This is a genomic window from Siphonobacter sp. SORGH_AS_0500 (assembly GCF_031453245.1).
Lineage (GTDB): Bacteria > Bacteroidota > Bacteroidia > Cytophagales > Spirosomataceae > Siphonobacter.
The window spans coordinates 3,294,428-3,310,855 of sequence record NZ_JAVIYT010000001.1 but is presented as its reverse complement, the minus strand read 5'-3'; the positions used below and the strand labels follow the sequence as shown (position 1 = coordinate 3,310,855).

General features: G+C 44.6%; 16 protein-coding genes. 7 read left to right on the top strand and 9 right to left on the bottom strand.

Translation table 11 applies throughout. The features are described from left to right. The first annotated feature begins 140 nt into the window (after positions 1-140). From QE357_RS14180 to QE357_RS14160, 5 genes are all read left to right on the top strand, one after another. Positions 141-1,088 (top strand): N-acetylornithine carbamoyltransferase, encoded by a 948-nt coding sequence (locus tag QE357_RS14180; RefSeq protein ID WP_309708608.1) that lies wholly within the window; start codon positions 141-143, stop codon positions 1,086-1,088. A gap of 42 nt (positions 1,089-1,130) precedes the next feature. Continuing rightward, positions 1,131-1,916: an acetylglutamate kinase gene (gene argB, locus QE357_RS14175; RefSeq protein WP_309708606.1), complete on the top strand. Its 786-nt coding sequence runs from the start codon at positions 1,131-1,133 to the stop codon at positions 1,914-1,916. Positions 1,917-1,944: 28 nt separating this feature from the next. Next, the gene (locus tag QE357_RS14170) at positions 1,945-2,901 is read left to right on the top strand and encodes an ADP-ribosylglycohydrolase family protein (protein WP_309708602.1); all 957 of its coding nucleotides are present in this window, start codon (positions 1,945-1,947) and stop codon (positions 2,899-2,901) included. Positions 2,902-2,954: 53 nt separating this feature from the next. After that, positions 2,955-4,058 (top strand): M20 family metallo-hydrolase, encoded by a 1,104-nt coding sequence (locus QE357_RS14165; RefSeq protein WP_106635763.1) that lies wholly within the window; start codon positions 2,955-2,957, stop codon positions 4,056-4,058. 74 nt (positions 4,059-4,132) lie between these two features. After that, on the top strand, positions 4,133-4,267 hold the full coding sequence (locus tag QE357_RS14160; RefSeq protein WP_255400607.1) for a hypothetical protein: 135 nt from the start codon (positions 4,133-4,135) through the stop codon (positions 4,265-4,267). 123 nt (positions 4,268-4,390) lie between these two features. On the opposite strand, the gene QE357_RS14155 is transcribed toward QE357_RS14160, so the two are convergent. After that, the gene (locus QE357_RS14155; RefSeq protein WP_309708597.1) at positions 4,391-5,638 is read right to left on the bottom strand and encodes an MFS transporter; all 1,248 of its coding nucleotides are present in this window, start codon (positions 5,636-5,638) and stop codon (positions 4,391-4,393) included. 123 nt (positions 5,639-5,761) lie between these two features. Further along, complete coding sequence (locus QE357_RS14150; protein ID WP_307143495.1) at positions 5,762-6,862, bottom strand: chorismate mutase; 1,101 nt, start codon at positions 6,860-6,862, stop codon at positions 5,762-5,764. A gap of 327 nt (positions 6,863-7,189) precedes the next feature. Between QE357_RS14150 and QE357_RS14145 the strand changes: the two genes are divergently transcribed. Together QE357_RS14145 and QE357_RS14140 are read left to right on the top strand one after the other, a co-directional pair. Next, on the top strand, positions 7,190-8,452 hold the full coding sequence (locus QE357_RS14145) for a proline dehydrogenase family protein (RefSeq protein WP_409050247.1): 1,263 nt from the start codon (positions 7,190-7,192) through the stop codon (positions 8,450-8,452). A gap of 141 nt (positions 8,453-8,593) precedes the next feature. Next, entirely contained in the window at positions 8,594-9,235 is a 642-nt protein-coding gene (locus QE357_RS14140) for a lipoprotein signal peptidase (RefSeq protein WP_309708592.1), read from the top strand. Between the two features lie 580 nt (positions 9,236-9,815). Here QE357_RS14140 and QE357_RS14135 read toward each other — a convergent pair. From QE357_RS14135 to QE357_RS14105, 7 genes are all read right to left on the bottom strand, one after another. After that, on the bottom strand, positions 9,816-10,454 hold the full coding sequence (locus tag QE357_RS14135; protein ID WP_106635766.1) for an OmpH family outer membrane protein: 639 nt from the start codon (positions 10,452-10,454) through the stop codon (positions 9,816-9,818). A gap of 5 nt (positions 10,455-10,459) precedes the next feature. Continuing rightward, positions 10,460-10,855, bottom strand: coding sequence for an OmpH family outer membrane protein (locus QE357_RS14130; protein ID WP_309708589.1), 396 nt, complete (start codon positions 10,853-10,855; stop codon positions 10,460-10,462). Beyond that, a complete protein-coding gene (locus tag QE357_RS14125) occupies positions 10,842-11,036 on the bottom strand; it encodes an OmpH family outer membrane protein (RefSeq protein WP_309708586.1) in 195 nt (64 codons plus the stop codon). The genes QE357_RS14130 and QE357_RS14125 overlap by 14 nt, the downstream gene beginning before the upstream one ends. Positions 11,037-11,100: 64 nt before the next feature. Next, positions 11,101-13,716 (bottom strand): outer membrane protein assembly factor BamA, encoded by a 2,616-nt coding sequence (gene bamA, locus QE357_RS14120; protein ID WP_309708583.1) that lies wholly within the window; start codon positions 13,714-13,716, stop codon positions 11,101-11,103. Positions 13,717-13,809: 93 nt separating this feature from the next. After that, positions 13,810-14,550: an isoprenyl transferase gene (locus QE357_RS14115; RefSeq protein WP_106635768.1), complete on the bottom strand. Its 741-nt coding sequence runs from the start codon at positions 14,548-14,550 to the stop codon at positions 13,810-13,812. 98 nt (positions 14,551-14,648) lie between these two features. Continuing rightward, positions 14,649-15,320: a DUF6089 family protein gene (locus tag QE357_RS14110; protein ID WP_106635769.1), complete on the bottom strand. Its 672-nt coding sequence runs from the start codon at positions 15,318-15,320 to the stop codon at positions 14,649-14,651. Positions 15,321-15,390: 70 nt separating this feature from the next. Beyond that, complete coding sequence (locus QE357_RS14105) at positions 15,391-16,359, bottom strand: hypothetical protein (RefSeq protein WP_106635770.1); 969 nt, start codon at positions 16,357-16,359, stop codon at positions 15,391-15,393. Positions 16,360-16,428: the final 69 nt, after the last annotated feature.

Genomic DNA, 16,428 nt, shown 5'->3' with positions numbered 1-16,428 from the left:
TTTCAGTTTATTGTTTTCTGTTTACAGTTGTTGGTTCAAACAATAACTGTAAACAGAATGCTCTCAGCTTTAGTCTTTTAAAGAACAGTTATTAGTAGGCGAAATTGAAAACCGCAAACTGAAAACTGTAAACTAATCCTATGAAACAATTTCTTTCCGTACATGATGTTCCTGACCTGCCGGGATTGGTGCAGGAAGCTCTTCGTCTGAAACAGAATCCCTTTGCGGATGAACAGTTAGGACACCACAAAACCATTGGATTACTGTTCTTTAATGCCAGTCTTCGTACCCGCCTCAGCACGCAGAAAGCGGCTGAAAACCTGGGGATGAAGGTGATGGTAATGAATGTGACGTCAGATTCCTGGGGTCTGGAGTTCGAGGATGGAGCCATCATGAACGGAAATAAAGCCGAACACATCAAAGAAGCAGCGGCGGTAGTGGCTCAGTATTGCGACATCATCGGGGTTCGGAGTTTTCCATCTTTAACGGATCGGGCGAAGGATTACGGTGAAGAGGTAATTAAGCAGTTTGTGAAATATGCAGGTGTGCCTATCTTGAGCCTGGAGTCGGCCACGCGTCACCCGTTGCAGTCACTGACCGATTTGATTACCATTGAAGAATACAAGAAAGTAGCTCGTCCCAAAGTGGTATTAACCTGGGCTCCGCACGTAAAAGCTTTGCCTCAGGCCGTTCCTAACTCCTTTGCGGAATGGATGAACGCAGCGGATGTGGATTTTGTGATTACCCATCCTGAAGGCTATGCTCTGGCTCCTGAATTCTCAGGTAATGCTTTGGTAACTCAGAATCAACGCGAGGCCTTTGAAGGGGCGGACTTCATCTACGCGAAAAACTGGTCTTCTTATGAAGATTACGGCAAAATCCTGAACAGTGATCCCGCCTGGAAGATTACACAGGAAAAAATGGCTCTGACCAATGATGCCAAGTTCATGCACTGTCTGCCCGTTCGCCGGAATATTGTAGTAGACGATGCCGTGCTGGATTCACCTGCGTCGATTGTAATTCACGAAGCGGGTAACCGGGTTTGGGCGGCTCAGGCGGTTATCAAGCAAATGTTATTGAATTTGTAAGTTTGGAATCTCTGGAGATTTCCAGATTAAAGAATTAATAACATGCTGACTGTCATTAAAATAGGCGGGAACGTAGTTGATAACCCAACGTTACGACAACAATTCCTCAAAGATTTCGCTGAATTATCCTTACCCAAGACTCTGGTTCACGGTGGGGGTAAAATTGCTACGCAGGTAGCCGTAAAGCTCGATGTAGAAACGGTCATGGTAGAAGGTCGGCGGGTAACGGATGCCGCCATGCTTGACGTAGTTACCATGGTGTACGGTGGACTGGTGAATAAACAGCTCGTCGCTCAGTTACAAGCACTGGATTGTAACGCTCTTGGCCTTACTGGGGCCGATGGAGGGATCATCCGTTCTAAAAAACGGACGGGCTGGAGCGTTGATTACGGTTTTGTTGGAGATATTGAATCCGTGAACGATGAGCAAATCAAGCGTTTTCTGGAAGTAGGACTAGTGCCCGTGTTTGCTCCCTTAACTTTCGATGCCTCGCTGGCTTCCATGCTGAATACCAACGCCGATACACAAGCTCAGGCCATCTCAGTAGCGTTAGCAAAGCATTTTGAAGTAAATTTGGTATATTGTTTCGAAAAAAAGGGCGTACTGACTAATCCTGAAGACGATTCCAGTGTCATTCCAGAATTATTGCCTGAAACCTATGCCGAGCATAAAGCCTCTGGTGCTATTTACGCCGGAATGGTTCCTAAGCTCGATAATGCCTTTAAGGCTCTGGCCGATGGCGTAAAGCAGGTAACCATTTGCCACGCGGCTGACTTGCGTCAGGCCGTGGCCGAAGGTACCGCCGGAACCCGGATCAGACTTCAATAACCAACGTTATCATTACAAGCAACACCGTATGAACGACCTCGACTCCCGAGTAAAGGGCTATCTTTTCGGCACTGCCATTGGAGATGCAATGGGCGTTCCGGTGGAATTCTCGAATCGTAAGTTTTTAAAGGAAAAACCAGTGGCTGGCCTAAGGGCGTTCGGAACGCATTATCAACCTGCCGGAACTTGGTCGGATGACAGTGCTCTGACTTATCAAACCATTGAAACTTTAATTAACGGTCTGAATTACCGGGATTTAGCGAACCGTTTTTTGAGCTGGTATCACCAGGGCGAATGGACAGCTAATGGAGTCGTTTTTGATATTGGTTTTGCCACCCGTAACTCCCTCGACCGTCTGGAAAATGGGGTAGAACCCACCGAGGCCGGTGAGATCAGCGAGCTTTGTAATGGGAATGGTTCGCTCATGCGAATTTCACCCTTAGCGTTTTACTTGCAGTATCGTAAACCCAGTCTTTCCATGACGGAGCGTTTCGAACTGGTTCGAAAAACGTCGGCTATTACGCATGGACATATCCGTTCGGCTCATGCCTGCTTTTTACTGGTGAGTTACATTCAGGAATTACTTTCCGGAAAAGATAAGATGGAGGCTTACTATAGCATTCAGCAAACCATGTACCCGTTTTTCGAAGAAACCGGCCCGGCGGATGAGTGCGAGTTATTTGCCCGAATCTTGAAAGAGGACCTTACCCAAATCCCCGAATCTGAAATTTACTCTTCCGGTTACGTAGTACACTCGCTGGAGGCGGCTTTGTGGTGCTTTCTCACCTCGAATTCATTTTCAGAATCCGTTTTAAAAGCGGTTAATCTGGGTGATAACACGGATACTACCGGTTCGGTAACGGGCGGTCTAGCGGGCGTTTATTATAGTCTTCAGGCGATACCAGCCGAATGGCTTCAGGACATTGCCCGAAGGGAAGACATTGAAAATTTGGCGGAGCGATTTACCCAATCGCTCTCCGTTTAACACCATAAAAATGGATCAGATCTTTGGGTTTGATCCATTTTAACTATGTATGTATGGCCATTGCAAACTTAATTGAAAGCCTAACCAGCGACTCTATTGAATTATTAAAGCGATTGATTGCTACGCCTTCATTTAGTAGGGAAGAAGACCAGACGGCGTATTTGATTGAAGAATTTTTTCGGGAAAGGAATATGCCTTTTTCCCGTCTGCATAATAACCTCTGGTCAAAGAACAAATACTACAACCCAGAGCTTCCGACGGTATTGCTCAATTCGCACCATGATACCGTTAAGCCCAATCCGAAGTGGACCTTGGATCCATTTAACCCCCTCGTTAATGAGGAAGGTAAACTCTTTGGGCTGGGTTCAAATGATGCAGGAGGTTGTCTGGTTTCGTTATTAGCGGCCTTCTGTTACTTCTACCACCGCACCGATCTTCAGTATAACGTCGTTTTTGCCGCCTCTTCAGAAGAAGAAGTGTCCGGTAAAAATGGGATGGAATTACTCTGGAATTCCGGCAAATTGGGTGAAGTAGAATTTGCCATCGTGGGTGAACCCACGCAAATGCACCTGGCGATTGCAGAAAAAGGGTTACTCGTACTGGATTGCATGGCTCAGGGTAAAGCTGGTCACGCTGCCCGGGAAGAAGGCGAAAACGCTCTCTATAAAGCTCTGGATGACATTGCCTGGGTTCGTTCGTTTCAGTTCCCTAAAGTGTCACCAACGCTGGGAAACATGAAAATGTCGGCAACGGTGATTCAAACGGAAAATAAGCAGCATAACGTCGTTCCGGCTAGTTGTCATTTTACACTGGATGTTCGGGTAACCGATCAATATACCCTGGAGGAAACGTGTGAGATTATTCAGTCACACCTAAAATCAGAAGTACAGGCCCGTTCGGTACGTTTGCATCCTTCCAGTATTCCTCTCGAACACCCGATTGTTCAGGCGGGTATTACTTTAGGACGTAATACCTACGGTTCACCTACCACTTCCGATCAGGCTGTCATTGGTTGTCATTCGCTGAAAATGGGACCGGGAGATTCCGCTCGATCGCACCAAGCCGATGAATTTATTTACCTCCATGAGATCGAAGAAGGAATTCAACTGTACATTGAGATGCTTAAGTACGTTGTTTTAGCTAGAGAGGTGGCCTGATAAATTTTCTGAATCGCTGGGAGAACCGAATCTTTTTTCCGAGTTTTGATTTCTATAGAATCATTCTAAACATTATGGAACAAAAAGCGACAACTCCCGGCTGGAAAGGCTGGATTAAACGGTTAGGTTGGGCTGGCTTTTTTTTCTTTCTGATTAAAGGCTTACTCTGGCTCGCCCTCGGTTATTTCGGACTAAAGATTTTTGAATAATAACTTCTGAAAAAAGGCTAACCCTCGCAGGTTAGCCTTTTCATTTATGGTTTGAATAAGTATTAAGTATGAATCTGTGTTGAGATCGTTTGATACAAGTTCTTTATCTGACCAGTGCTTCTCTTAAATCAGCTTCACGTGTAGTAACTCTTTCGTTTTTACCCAGATTAGTCCTACAATGACTATCGTCAAACTTCCGCCGATGAGAACGGAGGGAACTGTTCCGAATGCTTTCGCCAATAATCCCGATTCAAAAGCTCCGATTTCATTCGAGGTACTAACAAAAATGCTGTTAACCGAAAGGACCCTTCCACGAATTTCATCGGGCGGAACCAGTTGTAAAATAGCTTGCCGAATCACGACGCTGATGCTATCAAACGCTCCCGTAAGGAATAACATCAATACTGATAACCAGAAGTGAGTAGAGAGAGCGAAAATGATAGTGGTTAATCCAAAGCCCGCCACGGCAATGAGCATATTAAGCCATGCTTTCTTTACGGGAGAATAAACGGCTGTACCGATAATGGTAAGCACTGCTCCAACGGAAGGAGCTGCTCTCAAAATGCCCAGCCCTTCCGCTCCAACTTTCAGCACATCTTCGGCAAAGACGGGTAATATTGCCACCACGCCCCCAAAAAGCACCGCAACTAGATCCAGCGAAATGGAGTAAAGCAGAATTTTGCTTTTAAAGACAAAGCCAATTCCTTCCCTAATGCTCTGCCAGACACTTGTTTCTTCGTGGGTAGGTTCGGGAATGGGCTTCTTCTTAATGAAAGAAAAAAGTATAAAAACGACCCCGATACTGCCAATCACCAGCCACATAGTGCCCGACATCCCCATCCAGCTATACAGAAAACCGGCAATGCCTGGCCCAAGAATGGCTCCTGTTTGCCAGAATGAACTGTACCAGGAGGCCGCATTGGCGTAGACTTCGCGAGGGGTAAGGAACGCTTTTAGAGAAGCGGTAGCCGGACTATAAAAGCCACGGGCAAAACCAATCAAAGCCACAACCGAATAGATGATCATTAATAAAAAACGATCATCGTGAATGGCCCGGGTTTCAGGGAGGGTGGCCCAATGAAGAATGAAAGAACCAGCCAGAATCACAGACAAGCTTAATAAGATAATCGTTTTCTTATCATACTTATCGGCTAGGTGACCGCCTAACAAAGCCAGGGATATGTAAGGAATGGCCTCCGCTAACCCCACTAAACCCAAAGCCAGCGGATCATGCATAATGCGATAAATCTGGTAACCCAGCACTACTTCCTGAATCAGAATAGCAGTAGTAAAAAAGAAACTCCCGAGGCCATAAAAAGTAAACTCTTTATAGCGTAGGGCCGCGAACGGATCAGTGGGAGGCGTTTTCATAGGCAGGAATGACTCGTAACGAATATGGGTTATAAAAAAGGCCCTTAGGTTTAGATGAAAATAGGCTTAAAATAAAAATGAGGTCACTGGATAGCGACCTCATTTTTTATAATCAATCTCAGATTAAGACTGAGAAACTGAATTCATTACTTCCGTTTGTTTACGGATCGATGCTTCGTGAATCAGGCGGTATAAATCTTCTACGAGATCAGAGTAGAGACCTAGTTTTTTTGCCATTTCTGCACGTGAAGCGTGAACTTGTTTCCAGCGGTCAATCTGGAAGATCGTTACTCCATTATCACGTTTGTATTCACCCATTTTCTCAACAATGGCCATACGCGTCGCTAACACTTCCAGCAATTCGCGGTCGATGTTATCTACTTTCGCACGGAGTTCATCCATGTGGCTGTGGTATACGGAGTCAGAAGAATCAGACTCACGCACCTGCATGCTGCGAAGCAGTTCGCCCAAAGCCGCAGGAGTTAATTGTTGAGAGGCATCAGACCAGGCTTCGTCAGGATTACGGTGTGATTCAATAATCAGACCATCGTAATTCAGATCGAAGAAACGTTGGGTCAACTCACCCAGGTACTGACGTTTTCCTGCCATGTGGCTTGGATCGCCAATGATGGGAAGATTAGGCAACTGGCGTTTCAGTTCCAGAGCTACCTGCCACATGGGAGAGTTGCGGTATTTTGTTTCCTGCATGTTTGAGAAACCGCGGTGAATAGCCGCTAATTTCTTCAGGCCGGAATTTTGAAGACGTTCCAGAGCTCCAATCCAAAGAGCTAAATCAGGGTTAACGGGGTTTTTAACCAGTACTGGAATATCAACACCTTTCAAAGCGTCCGCAATATCCTGAACGTTAAAAGGGTTAACCGTTGTACGGGCTCCGATCCACAAGATATCAACGCCGTATTTGAGAGCCAGTTCAATATGATCAGGACTTGCTACTTCAATAGCAAGGGGAAGACCTGTTTCTTTTTTAGCAGCTGCTAACCAGGGTAAAGCTGCTTCGCCCATTCCTTCAAAACTTCCGGGACGGGTACGAGGTTTCCATACACCCGCACGAATCACGTGGGCATACCCCTCTTTTGCAATTTGGGTAACCGTATCCCAAACTTGTTCTTCAGTTTCTGCACTACAGGGTCCCGCAATCATCAAGGGCTTACCGTTGGTGTTGATCCAATCCTGTAAAGGCACAATATCCAGCGTCGCACTCATCTTGTAAATCGTTAATTAGTAAGCGTTTATTTGTTCAAAAAGCCAGGGGGCAGTTTATTATGATGAAGTGTAACGTTAAGGCCAAATCTTTTATGGTTTGACTAATCTTAATAAACTTAAAATCAGTTTGTTAACCTCTCAAAGATAACCTATTTTATTAAAAAAATCAGTACTGACATGTAAAAATGCGGTGTGTTTCCTCTTACCTTTGTAATCGCTTTTCGGAAAAACAAAAAGTACCGAATCGCCGATATATTTTAGATCGAGCACACCCAACCTGAACCTGACCGCTATATTCCACTTTCACACTAACACGGTTCACTTCCCATGCCCAAAATGGACATTTTGAAAGCTCCGAGTCATCAACAGCAAGAAAAAACTATTTCATTTGACGACACTTCGGTTGCTTTTGCTAATCAATCTAACTGGCAACTCAAGAAGACATTTTTCATCTTCGCTGCCATGAATCGAAATTGGCTTGTAAAGATAGGCACCTTTTTCATCAAATTGTTTTTAATGCTCAAATTTCCTATCAAGGGAGCCATTAAAAACACAATTTTTGAGCATTTCTGCGGTGGTGAAACCATCGAAGGTTGTAACGAGACTATCAAGCAACTGGATGCGGCTCACATCGGTACAATTCTGGATTATTCCGTAGAAGGAGAGGAGTCAGAAGAAAGCTTTGACCATACAGTAGAAGAAATTCTGCTGACTATTAAGAAAGCTGCTGAGTCACCCGCCGTGCCTTTTTCCGTATTTAAGGTAACTGGAATCGCGACGCTGGAACTACTGGAAAAAGTACAATCCGGGAGAGAATTAACCGCCGAAGATCAGGCGGCTTATGCCCGGGTAAAACAACGCATGAATACCTTGTGTAAGGCGGCTCATGACCTGCACGTACGGATTTTTGTGGATGCAGAGGAAACCTGGATTCAGGATACCATCGATACGTTGACCTATGAGATGATGGATTTATACAATCATCAGGAATGTATCGTTTGGAATACCTATCAGATGTACCGCACAGAAAGTTATTCAAATCTGGTAAAAGCAACGGAAACGGCTCGCAAAAAGGGATATGAGCTGGGAATCAAACTGGTTCGTGGAGCTTACATGGAAAGAGAACGCCAGCGGGCTCATGAAATGGAATATTCAGATCCTATTCATGCCACCAAAGAAGATACCGACCAGGCTTATAATAAAGCTCTTCAGTATTTCCTCGATAACCATGATATTCTTTCGATCTGTCTGGGTACCCATAACGAATACTCCTGTTTGTTAATGGTTCAGAAAATGAAAGAAATGGGCATTGCCGCTGATGATCAGCATTTCTGGTTTGCTCAGTTATTAGGCATGAGTGATAATATTAGCTTTAACCTTTCTCATGCAGGTTATAATGTAGCGAAATACGTTCCCTACGGCCCCATCGAGGCGGTGATGCCTTACCTTTTCCGTCGGGCTGCAGAAAATACTTCAGTAGCTGGCCAAGCCAGCAGAGAGTTTACCTTGCTTAAAAAAGAAGTTCGCCGACGTAAAAGAGCCGTTCGGCAAGATCTTTGTAAAAGTAAGAAAGCTGCTCAGAAAGCATAATCCGAAACCCCGTTCAACTGAATGGGGTTTTTTATTAGGATCATACCCTAGTTTTTTGAGTGGTTGTTACCGATTTTTGTACTTTATTGAATGAGTTACTCGATTAACCTATTTATTTGTAGGTTGATAATTATTGATTGAATGAAGAATCCTCTGAAGTTTTTTTTACTTACCCTTTTGGTTATTGTTGTCGATCAGGTAGTAAAGCTGCTGGTTTTCAAAAATATGTATTTGGGTGAAGATATCCCGGTGATCGGCGATTGGCTAAGCATTCATTATGTACTGAATCCGGGAATGGCTTTTGGCATGCAACTGGATCATCCTTATGGGAAGTTGGTGCTGACGTTATTCCGTCTGGTGGCCATGGGGGTAATCGCCTGGTATCTTACTCGTTTAGCCCGGAAAAACGCTCCTGATGGTTTATTGTGGTGCATTGCCGCCATCTTAGGAGGGGCCATTGGCAACGTAATTGATTCAACTTTCTATGGTGTATTTCTGGGAAACGCTCCCTACGATGCTCCAACGCCCTGGTTTCACGGGCAGGTAATTGATATGGTGTTGTTTAATCCCTGGGAAGGATTTATTCCTGAATGGGTTCCCGTCTGGGGCGGTTCTTATTATACCAGTCCTGTTTTCAACATTGCAGATTCAGCGATTTTTCTTGGGGTGGTTTTTATTCTGATTTTTCAATCATCGTTCTTTAAAGAAGAACCCTCAAAGCCATTCGAAGAGAAGCCATCAGAAGAAGATGCCAAGCCCATTAGCGATTCATCAGAACAATAAGAGTTTAATCGATTTATAGACGTAAAAAGACCAGCAGATCCTGCTGGTCTTTTTACGTCTATGACAGCTTGAGGTAGAACGGCAGGTGGAACCTGTCGTTAAGATAGGAACGAGAGGGAATCTCGCTCCAGTGGTCAGACCTGTCATCTCGAATGAAGAGAGAGCCCTTCTGTAGAGTGGGAGAGTGTAACAGTTAATCAAGTTTCTTCATAACCTAATGCGTTTAGCAAAGGTCTTCCCCCGCAGTCGCTCGGCTCTGCCGAGTGACTACTTAACGTAGGCCTCTGGCCGTCTGAGGTAAATAACTCTAGCCTGGAACGAAGGGCTTGCTTAACTGGAAATGCTTTAACTACCAGAGGCCTGAATGCCATTTCGTCACTCAGACAGAACTGAGCGACTATGGTAGAAAACTTATTTACAACAAAGAGAGGCGAAAACTAAGTAAGCTTCATCGCTTCGCTCGGAATGACAGGCATGTGGGAATATGCCGTTATTGCAGGAATGAGATAGAATCTTGCCTCAGGAAAACGAAAAAAGCCGGACTGTCGAGTCCGGCTTTTTCGCTTACTTGCCTAATCGCTTATTTGTTACCAGCTTTTTTCGTTGGCGTTGTTGCTGGTTTAGTACCAGCTGCTGGCGTAGTAGCAGGTTGTTGAGCAGCGGCAGCAGCTTTTTTCACTGCTTCTGGATCAACCCCCATTTTCTTAAAGATCAGATCCGTTACTTCCGTAGAAGGATCAGCGTAAAGCACGACAGGGTTTAATTGTGTGCTGATCGAGCTACTTAAAATGAACGTGTAGTTATTTTCTTTGGCTACAGCTTTAATCGCATTATCGATGTCCACTAACAGCGGTTGTAATAATTGCTGTTGTTTCTGCCCCAACTCAGTCTGAGCATTTTGTTGAAGCGTTTGTAGACGCTCCTGAATGCCTTGTAATTCTTTTTGCTTGTCAGCTTTGATTACATCAGACATCGTAGCTTCTGCTTTCTGATAAGCGGTGTATTTGTCCTGCAGATCTTTCTGAAGGCTCTGCATTTGGTTTTGATATTGCGTACTACGAGTTTGTAATTCAGCTTCTACTGCTTTCGATTTAGGGTGTCCAGCTAATAGTACATCGATATCAGTATAGCCAATTTTGGGAGCCGACTGGGCGTTTGCATTCAATCCTGCGAAGGCCAGGGCAACGGCGGTCAGAACGGCGAAAATTTGTTTTTTCATTTGATTTACTGCTTAGTCTTTGTGTTTTGCGTTGGTGTGTTTGTTTGATTGGGGTTCGCTTTAGGATCGATGCCTAGCTCTTCTAAAACATAATCAGAGTAATCGTCCCGGGGATCCGTATAAATCATGGCAATTCCTTCCGAGGATTTATCCAGAATCATACGAAGCTGTTTTTGGCGTGCTACTTTCTCAACGGCCCGATGTAATTCATCCATAACGGGTTTCAAGACATCTTTCCGTCGCTGGTGATACTGGCCGTTGTAGCCAAATATTTTGTTGTTTAACTCTTTAACTTCATTTTCCCGCTTCGTAATCTCCTGACGACGCTGTTGTTTCATGGGGTCAGTCAAAAGAGGCTCCTCTGCTTTGAAAGCCCGTTCAAGCTTTTCAATTTTCAGCATATTTATCAGAAATTTCCTTCGTCCGTGCTTGGGTCCAGCGATCCATCTCACCGTTCACTTTCTGGAATTCAGGCATCTTGCTGACAATATACTCGGAGTCAATGTATCCAAATCGCTGGGCCATTGCAGGACTTACCTGCCCTATGAACGCCAAAAATAGGAAAAATACGCTGTTTCTCACGAGTTAAAGGATCTTATACGATTTATAGTTCGGGTTGTAGCTATTAAAAAAACTTAATTAAACCTTATCGGATCTGCTGACCGATGGTAAAGTGGAACTGGCCTTTACCGGCTGGCTGTGTACCGTTCGGCCCTACGTTGCGGTCAAATCCGTATCCATAGTCAATACCGATCATACCAAAGGCAGGCATAAAGATACGAGCACCAATACCAGCCGAACGTTTCAGGTCAAAGGGATTGAAATATTTGTAACTATCCCAGTTATTACCCGCTTCCATAAATCCTAAAACGAAGACCGTTGCTGAAGGATTCAGAGAGATGGGATAACGAATCTCCATTACATATTTATTGTACACAACCCCACCATTTCCTTCGTAACGACGCGTAGGATCGGTACGTACGTTACGGTCATCATAACCACGTAAACCAATGATATCCTGAGCGATGGCAAACTGACCCTGGCCTGACAGACCCGAACCTCCTAATACGAAGCGTTCCATTGGAATGATGCCCAGGCGTTTGTTATAGTTACCCAGGAAACCCATGTGAGCTCGCGTGTGGAATACCAGTTTTCCAGTAATAGGCACGAACCATGACATGTCGAACATCCACTTGTGGTACTCCAAGAATTTATATTTATCCTGAGCCTCCGTTGGGTTCCAGTTATTAGGACGGAACAGTGAGTAGGGAGGAGTCAAAGTGGCCGAAATCGATAACGAAGATCCCTTTCTGGTATACTGGGGGTTATCCAGATCATAACGCGTCAGGGTCGTAATCAACGAAATGTTATTAGCGTTACCTGAGCTAAAGTCCCGAATCAGGATCGGATAATTTTTGAACTCATAACGCATGTACGAAAGTGCCATGTTCAAACCGAAACGGTTGTCAGGGCGGCGTAAACGCTTCCCTAAACTGATCGAAGCACCCGTAGTGTTGAAGTAACCTCTTTCGTTACCCAGCGAAGTGGGTACGCCACTCCCGTAACCGTAGCCATAACCGCTCCCGTAACCATAGCCGCTGTACATGCTACCGCTGTAATCGAAGATGCGGTAAATCTGACGGTTAATGTTGAAAGAGAAGGCATTTGGTTTCTTACCTCCCAGCCAGGGTTCCGTAAACGATAACGAGTAGTTCTGGAATTGACGACCATTGGCCTGGAAACGAACAGCCAGTTTCTGACCATCCCCAGCTGGAAGCGGACGCCAGGCTTTGAGGTTAGTAATGTTGCGAGCAGAGAAGTTGTTAAACACTACCCCAAGCGTACCTACAAAGCCGATGTAACCACCCCAACCACCAGAAAGCTCAATCTGATCCGAAGCTTTTTCTTCAACGGTGTACTCGATGTCCACGGTGTAATCATTACGGGGGATCGGGTTAATTCCGATTTTCTCCGCATCAAAGTAACCCAGACGACCTAATTCCTGCTGTGTACTTACAACCGCTGTTTTAGAGAATTTCTGACCGGGTAAGGTAAGAATTTCACGCAATACTACGTGGTCGGAAGTTTTGGTGTTACCATTCAGAATAATCTTGTTAATGGTAAACTGTTTTCCTTCGAAAATATTGAAGTTAATGTCAATAGAATCACCTTCGATGGCCGTCTCTTCGGGATTGGCACTGAAATACAGATAACCTGCATCCATATACAGCGAAGAAACGTCATAGCCAGGACTGCCCTGCAAGCGTTTTTGTAATTCTTCAGGGTTGTAAACGTCTCCCTTTTTAATACCTAATAATTCCGTCAGAACAGAATCAGAGTGAAGGTAATTACCCTGCCAGTTGATATTACGGAAGTAATATTTTTTACCTTCTTCCAGCCCCAGATATACGTCAACTGTTTTGCGGTCGTGTGAGTAAACAGAATCCGCTACGATGCGAGCATCGCGGAACCCTTTCTTGTTGTAAAACTCAATGAGCTTGCCTTTATCTTCTTCGAATTTTTTCGGAATGTATTTTGAAGGCGTGAAAACCCGACCAAAACGCATTTGTTTGGTCCCCTTCATTTTGTTCCGAACGGTTGCTTCCGGCAATTGTTCCCGGCCGTCAAAATCAATGGTATGAATTTTGATTTTAGGACCTTTATCGATGGAAACGGTCAGAGCCGCGTTATTACCACGAGTCGTATCTGAAACCTGACGAACTTTCACGTCTGCGTTGAGAAAACCTTTTTCAACGTAGTGTTTCTTGATGGTCGCCTGGGTGTTCTTGATGAGGGCTTCGTTAATAATCTTTCCCTTGATCAGTTTCACTTTATCGTTAAGAGCGTCTTTTTCGCCTTTACGAACGCCGGTGAAAGTAATCTTATAGAGACGAGAACGCTCCCGCATGAAAATATCCAGCCAGATATTTTCGCCTTCCACTTTGGTAGCGGTTACTTCTACGTCTTCCAGGATGCCCTGATCCATCAGTTTACGGATGGCTCCAGAAATGGCAATACCCGGAATCTGGATTTTGTCACCAACCCGAAGTCCGGATATGGAAATCAGAGAGGCGGCATCATAGAACTTGGTACCACTGGTTGTAATGCCTTTGATGGTATACTCTTTGGGGTGAGTATAGTCAATTTCATTCGAAGCCGCAGGAGTCTGGCTGGTAGATGGTTGCCCACCCAAACCGACACGGGCCTGGCTGAATGAAAGAAAAGGCAGGAAAATTAGAAGGAGAGGGAAAACCTTTCTCATGGGTTAAGAATGCATTTCTGAAGATCGAAAGCCTGAAAATTTAGTTCATTAATGAATTAATAATCAAATCATCAGAAATTTCAATAATGGTAGTTAGGCTTTTAATTGTTCGCTTGTTTTACCGAAACGACGTTCCCGATTCTGAAAATCGAGAATAGCTTCGTACAGGTGTTCACGACGGAAATCTGGCCAGTAAGTTTCTGTAAAATGAAGCTCAGCGTAAGCAAGTTGCCACAGTAAAAAATTACTAATGCGATGTTCTCCACCCGTTCGGATCATCAGATCTACATCAGGGATGTGGGAAGTAGGCAATGCATTTGACAAATCTTGCTCCGTTAATTCTCCAGATGCTAATTCTCCCGATTGGGTTGCACGTACGAGATTATTAATTCCCCGCATGATGTCCCATTTCCCACTATAACTGAGAGCTAACACGAGTGACAGACCCGTGTTATGTTCGGTACGCTGCATGGCCTGCCGAAGATCGGCCTGACAGCGGGGGGGCAGACTTTCCGTATCACCAATGGTTAACAGGCGGATATTGTTTTTCAATAATTTGGGGGTTTGGTCAGCAATGGCCTGAACCAACAATTCCATTAAAGCAGCAACTTCCTCTTTCGGGCGGTTCCAGTTTTCCGTAGAAAACGTATAGAGTGTAAGGTAATCAATGCCTAGTTCAGCACAACCCTCTACTACTTCTTCAACTGCTTTAATCGCATGCCGATGTCCGAATATCCGGCTCAGCATACCTTTTTGTTTGGCCCAGCGACCATTTCCGTCCATTATAACGGCAATATGACGGGGGAGATTGCCTTGAATAATAGTTTCCTTCATCCTCTAATACAAAAAACCGGTAGGTTCCAAACCTGCCGGTTCTGAACGATGCTGCAAAAGTAAGGTTTTTGTGGCAGTTTTCGTTGTAATTGGTTTTATTAAGGACAGAACACTCGAAGGATTGTATAACTTAATGAAATAGAACTGTAATAATACATGTCTTTTCGGGTGGGATCTGTCTGTAGTCGTCTTTCCACGGCTGGACCGGATTCATTATGACCATCGAGATAATCAGACCATGTTTTGCGGGTTCCAAACTCAAAACCCAGCGACCAGGGACCTTTGATCTGCCATTTAATACCTAAACCAAAGGGAATGGCCAGCCCTGATTTCCGATAGGACTCCGTAGGTTCCTGATCTGGTTTAAAGTTATAAAAGGCCAATCCGGCAAAAACATAAGGAGACCAGTTGCGGGGTTTTCGTTTTGTATAATCAAAATCCAGAAAATTATATTCTAAATCAGCACCCGCTTCCAGCATTCGCGTTCCAAAGATATACCCTCTTCCTAGCTGGAAGGGGTCCTTACTGCGGAAGTCACTACCATAAATTCGCCCAGCACCTGCAGAAAAGCGACCAGAAAGAGCTTTGGAGGCATTGTATCGAAAAAATAGATTACCAGCCGGACGGCCTGATTTCAGTTGAAGATTGGGGGTGATGTCCCCTTTGTAATGCATAAAGCCCAGGCCTCCGCCAAATTCAATCTTTTGAGCCTGACTGGTCAGGGCCGAACCAATAAAAAGGAAGCAAAGCAGTAAAAGCTGTTTCCGCATACGCTTAAATAAGTAAGGTTCGTGCAAGATACACGAACCTATTTCCTGAATGGATATCTGTCCTGACTAACTAACGTAAGGGAGGACATTTAATTTTAGGTGCAATGATGTAATTAATATGAATAGCGGTTAATAGATACATGTCGTTATTACCGCCCCCACGGGCATTGGTTGTGGGTAAATCACCTCCATTCTCTGCGGCGATTCTCTGTAAACCAGGTATACGATCTCCGCCTTTTCGGGCAGCCGTTGGCTCAAGGATACGGTTGCTAAGCAATATAGCCGTCGGATTCGCTAAATCATTTGGATTAGAAGGGTATAATCCACCCGCATCATCGAGATAATCTGTAGCTGTGAATCGCATTCCAGCTTCGGCAGAAATATCCCAATTGCGATTAAAGCGAAAGCGGAAGCCAATGCCAACGGGTATTGCTGCAGAAACTAGAGAATAAGGTTTTGCTCCACCTGAAAGGCCCTGACCCTCGGTGCCTAAGGGCTGTAACGCTACCCAGTTATTTCCCGCATCAACAGGAGTTTTGGCTTTAGGGTTATGAGCAAAGACAGCAATACCTGCAAAGAGATAAGGTACAAAAAAAGGCCTGTCAAAAGCATTTCGACCTTCTGGTAAGATATTAAAAATACCCGTGATAGCTAATTCCTTTACGTCATTTCTAAAATGCAAATTCCGTAAAAATTGGCCATCAAATTTAGGACGCCCCTTCGAAAAAGTATAGTCATCGCCTGATAAACGAGCTAAGGTCAGAGAAGCTCTGCCGCTGAACCTTGGCGTAAAATGGCGGACGTAATTAGCCGTTACATTCCAACGCATCATTTTGAAAGTAGCGTTGACAGGGTCTGCAATGGGAGAAAGCTCCCCGTAGTAGCTGGATGTCCCAAGTCCGAAGCCTACACTGGAATAGGGTTCAAATTTGGCCTTGTAAGGTTTATTATAATTTTTTTTGCTAGAAAATAGCTGGGCCTGGGAATAACCTATTCCAAGTAAATATAAAGTGCTGATCAGTAAAATTCTTTTTCGCATCTGAGCGTAAATTTCAGTTCTATTACACGGTAATTACCAAGGTACTGTTACTAACGATAGAGCTTTCAA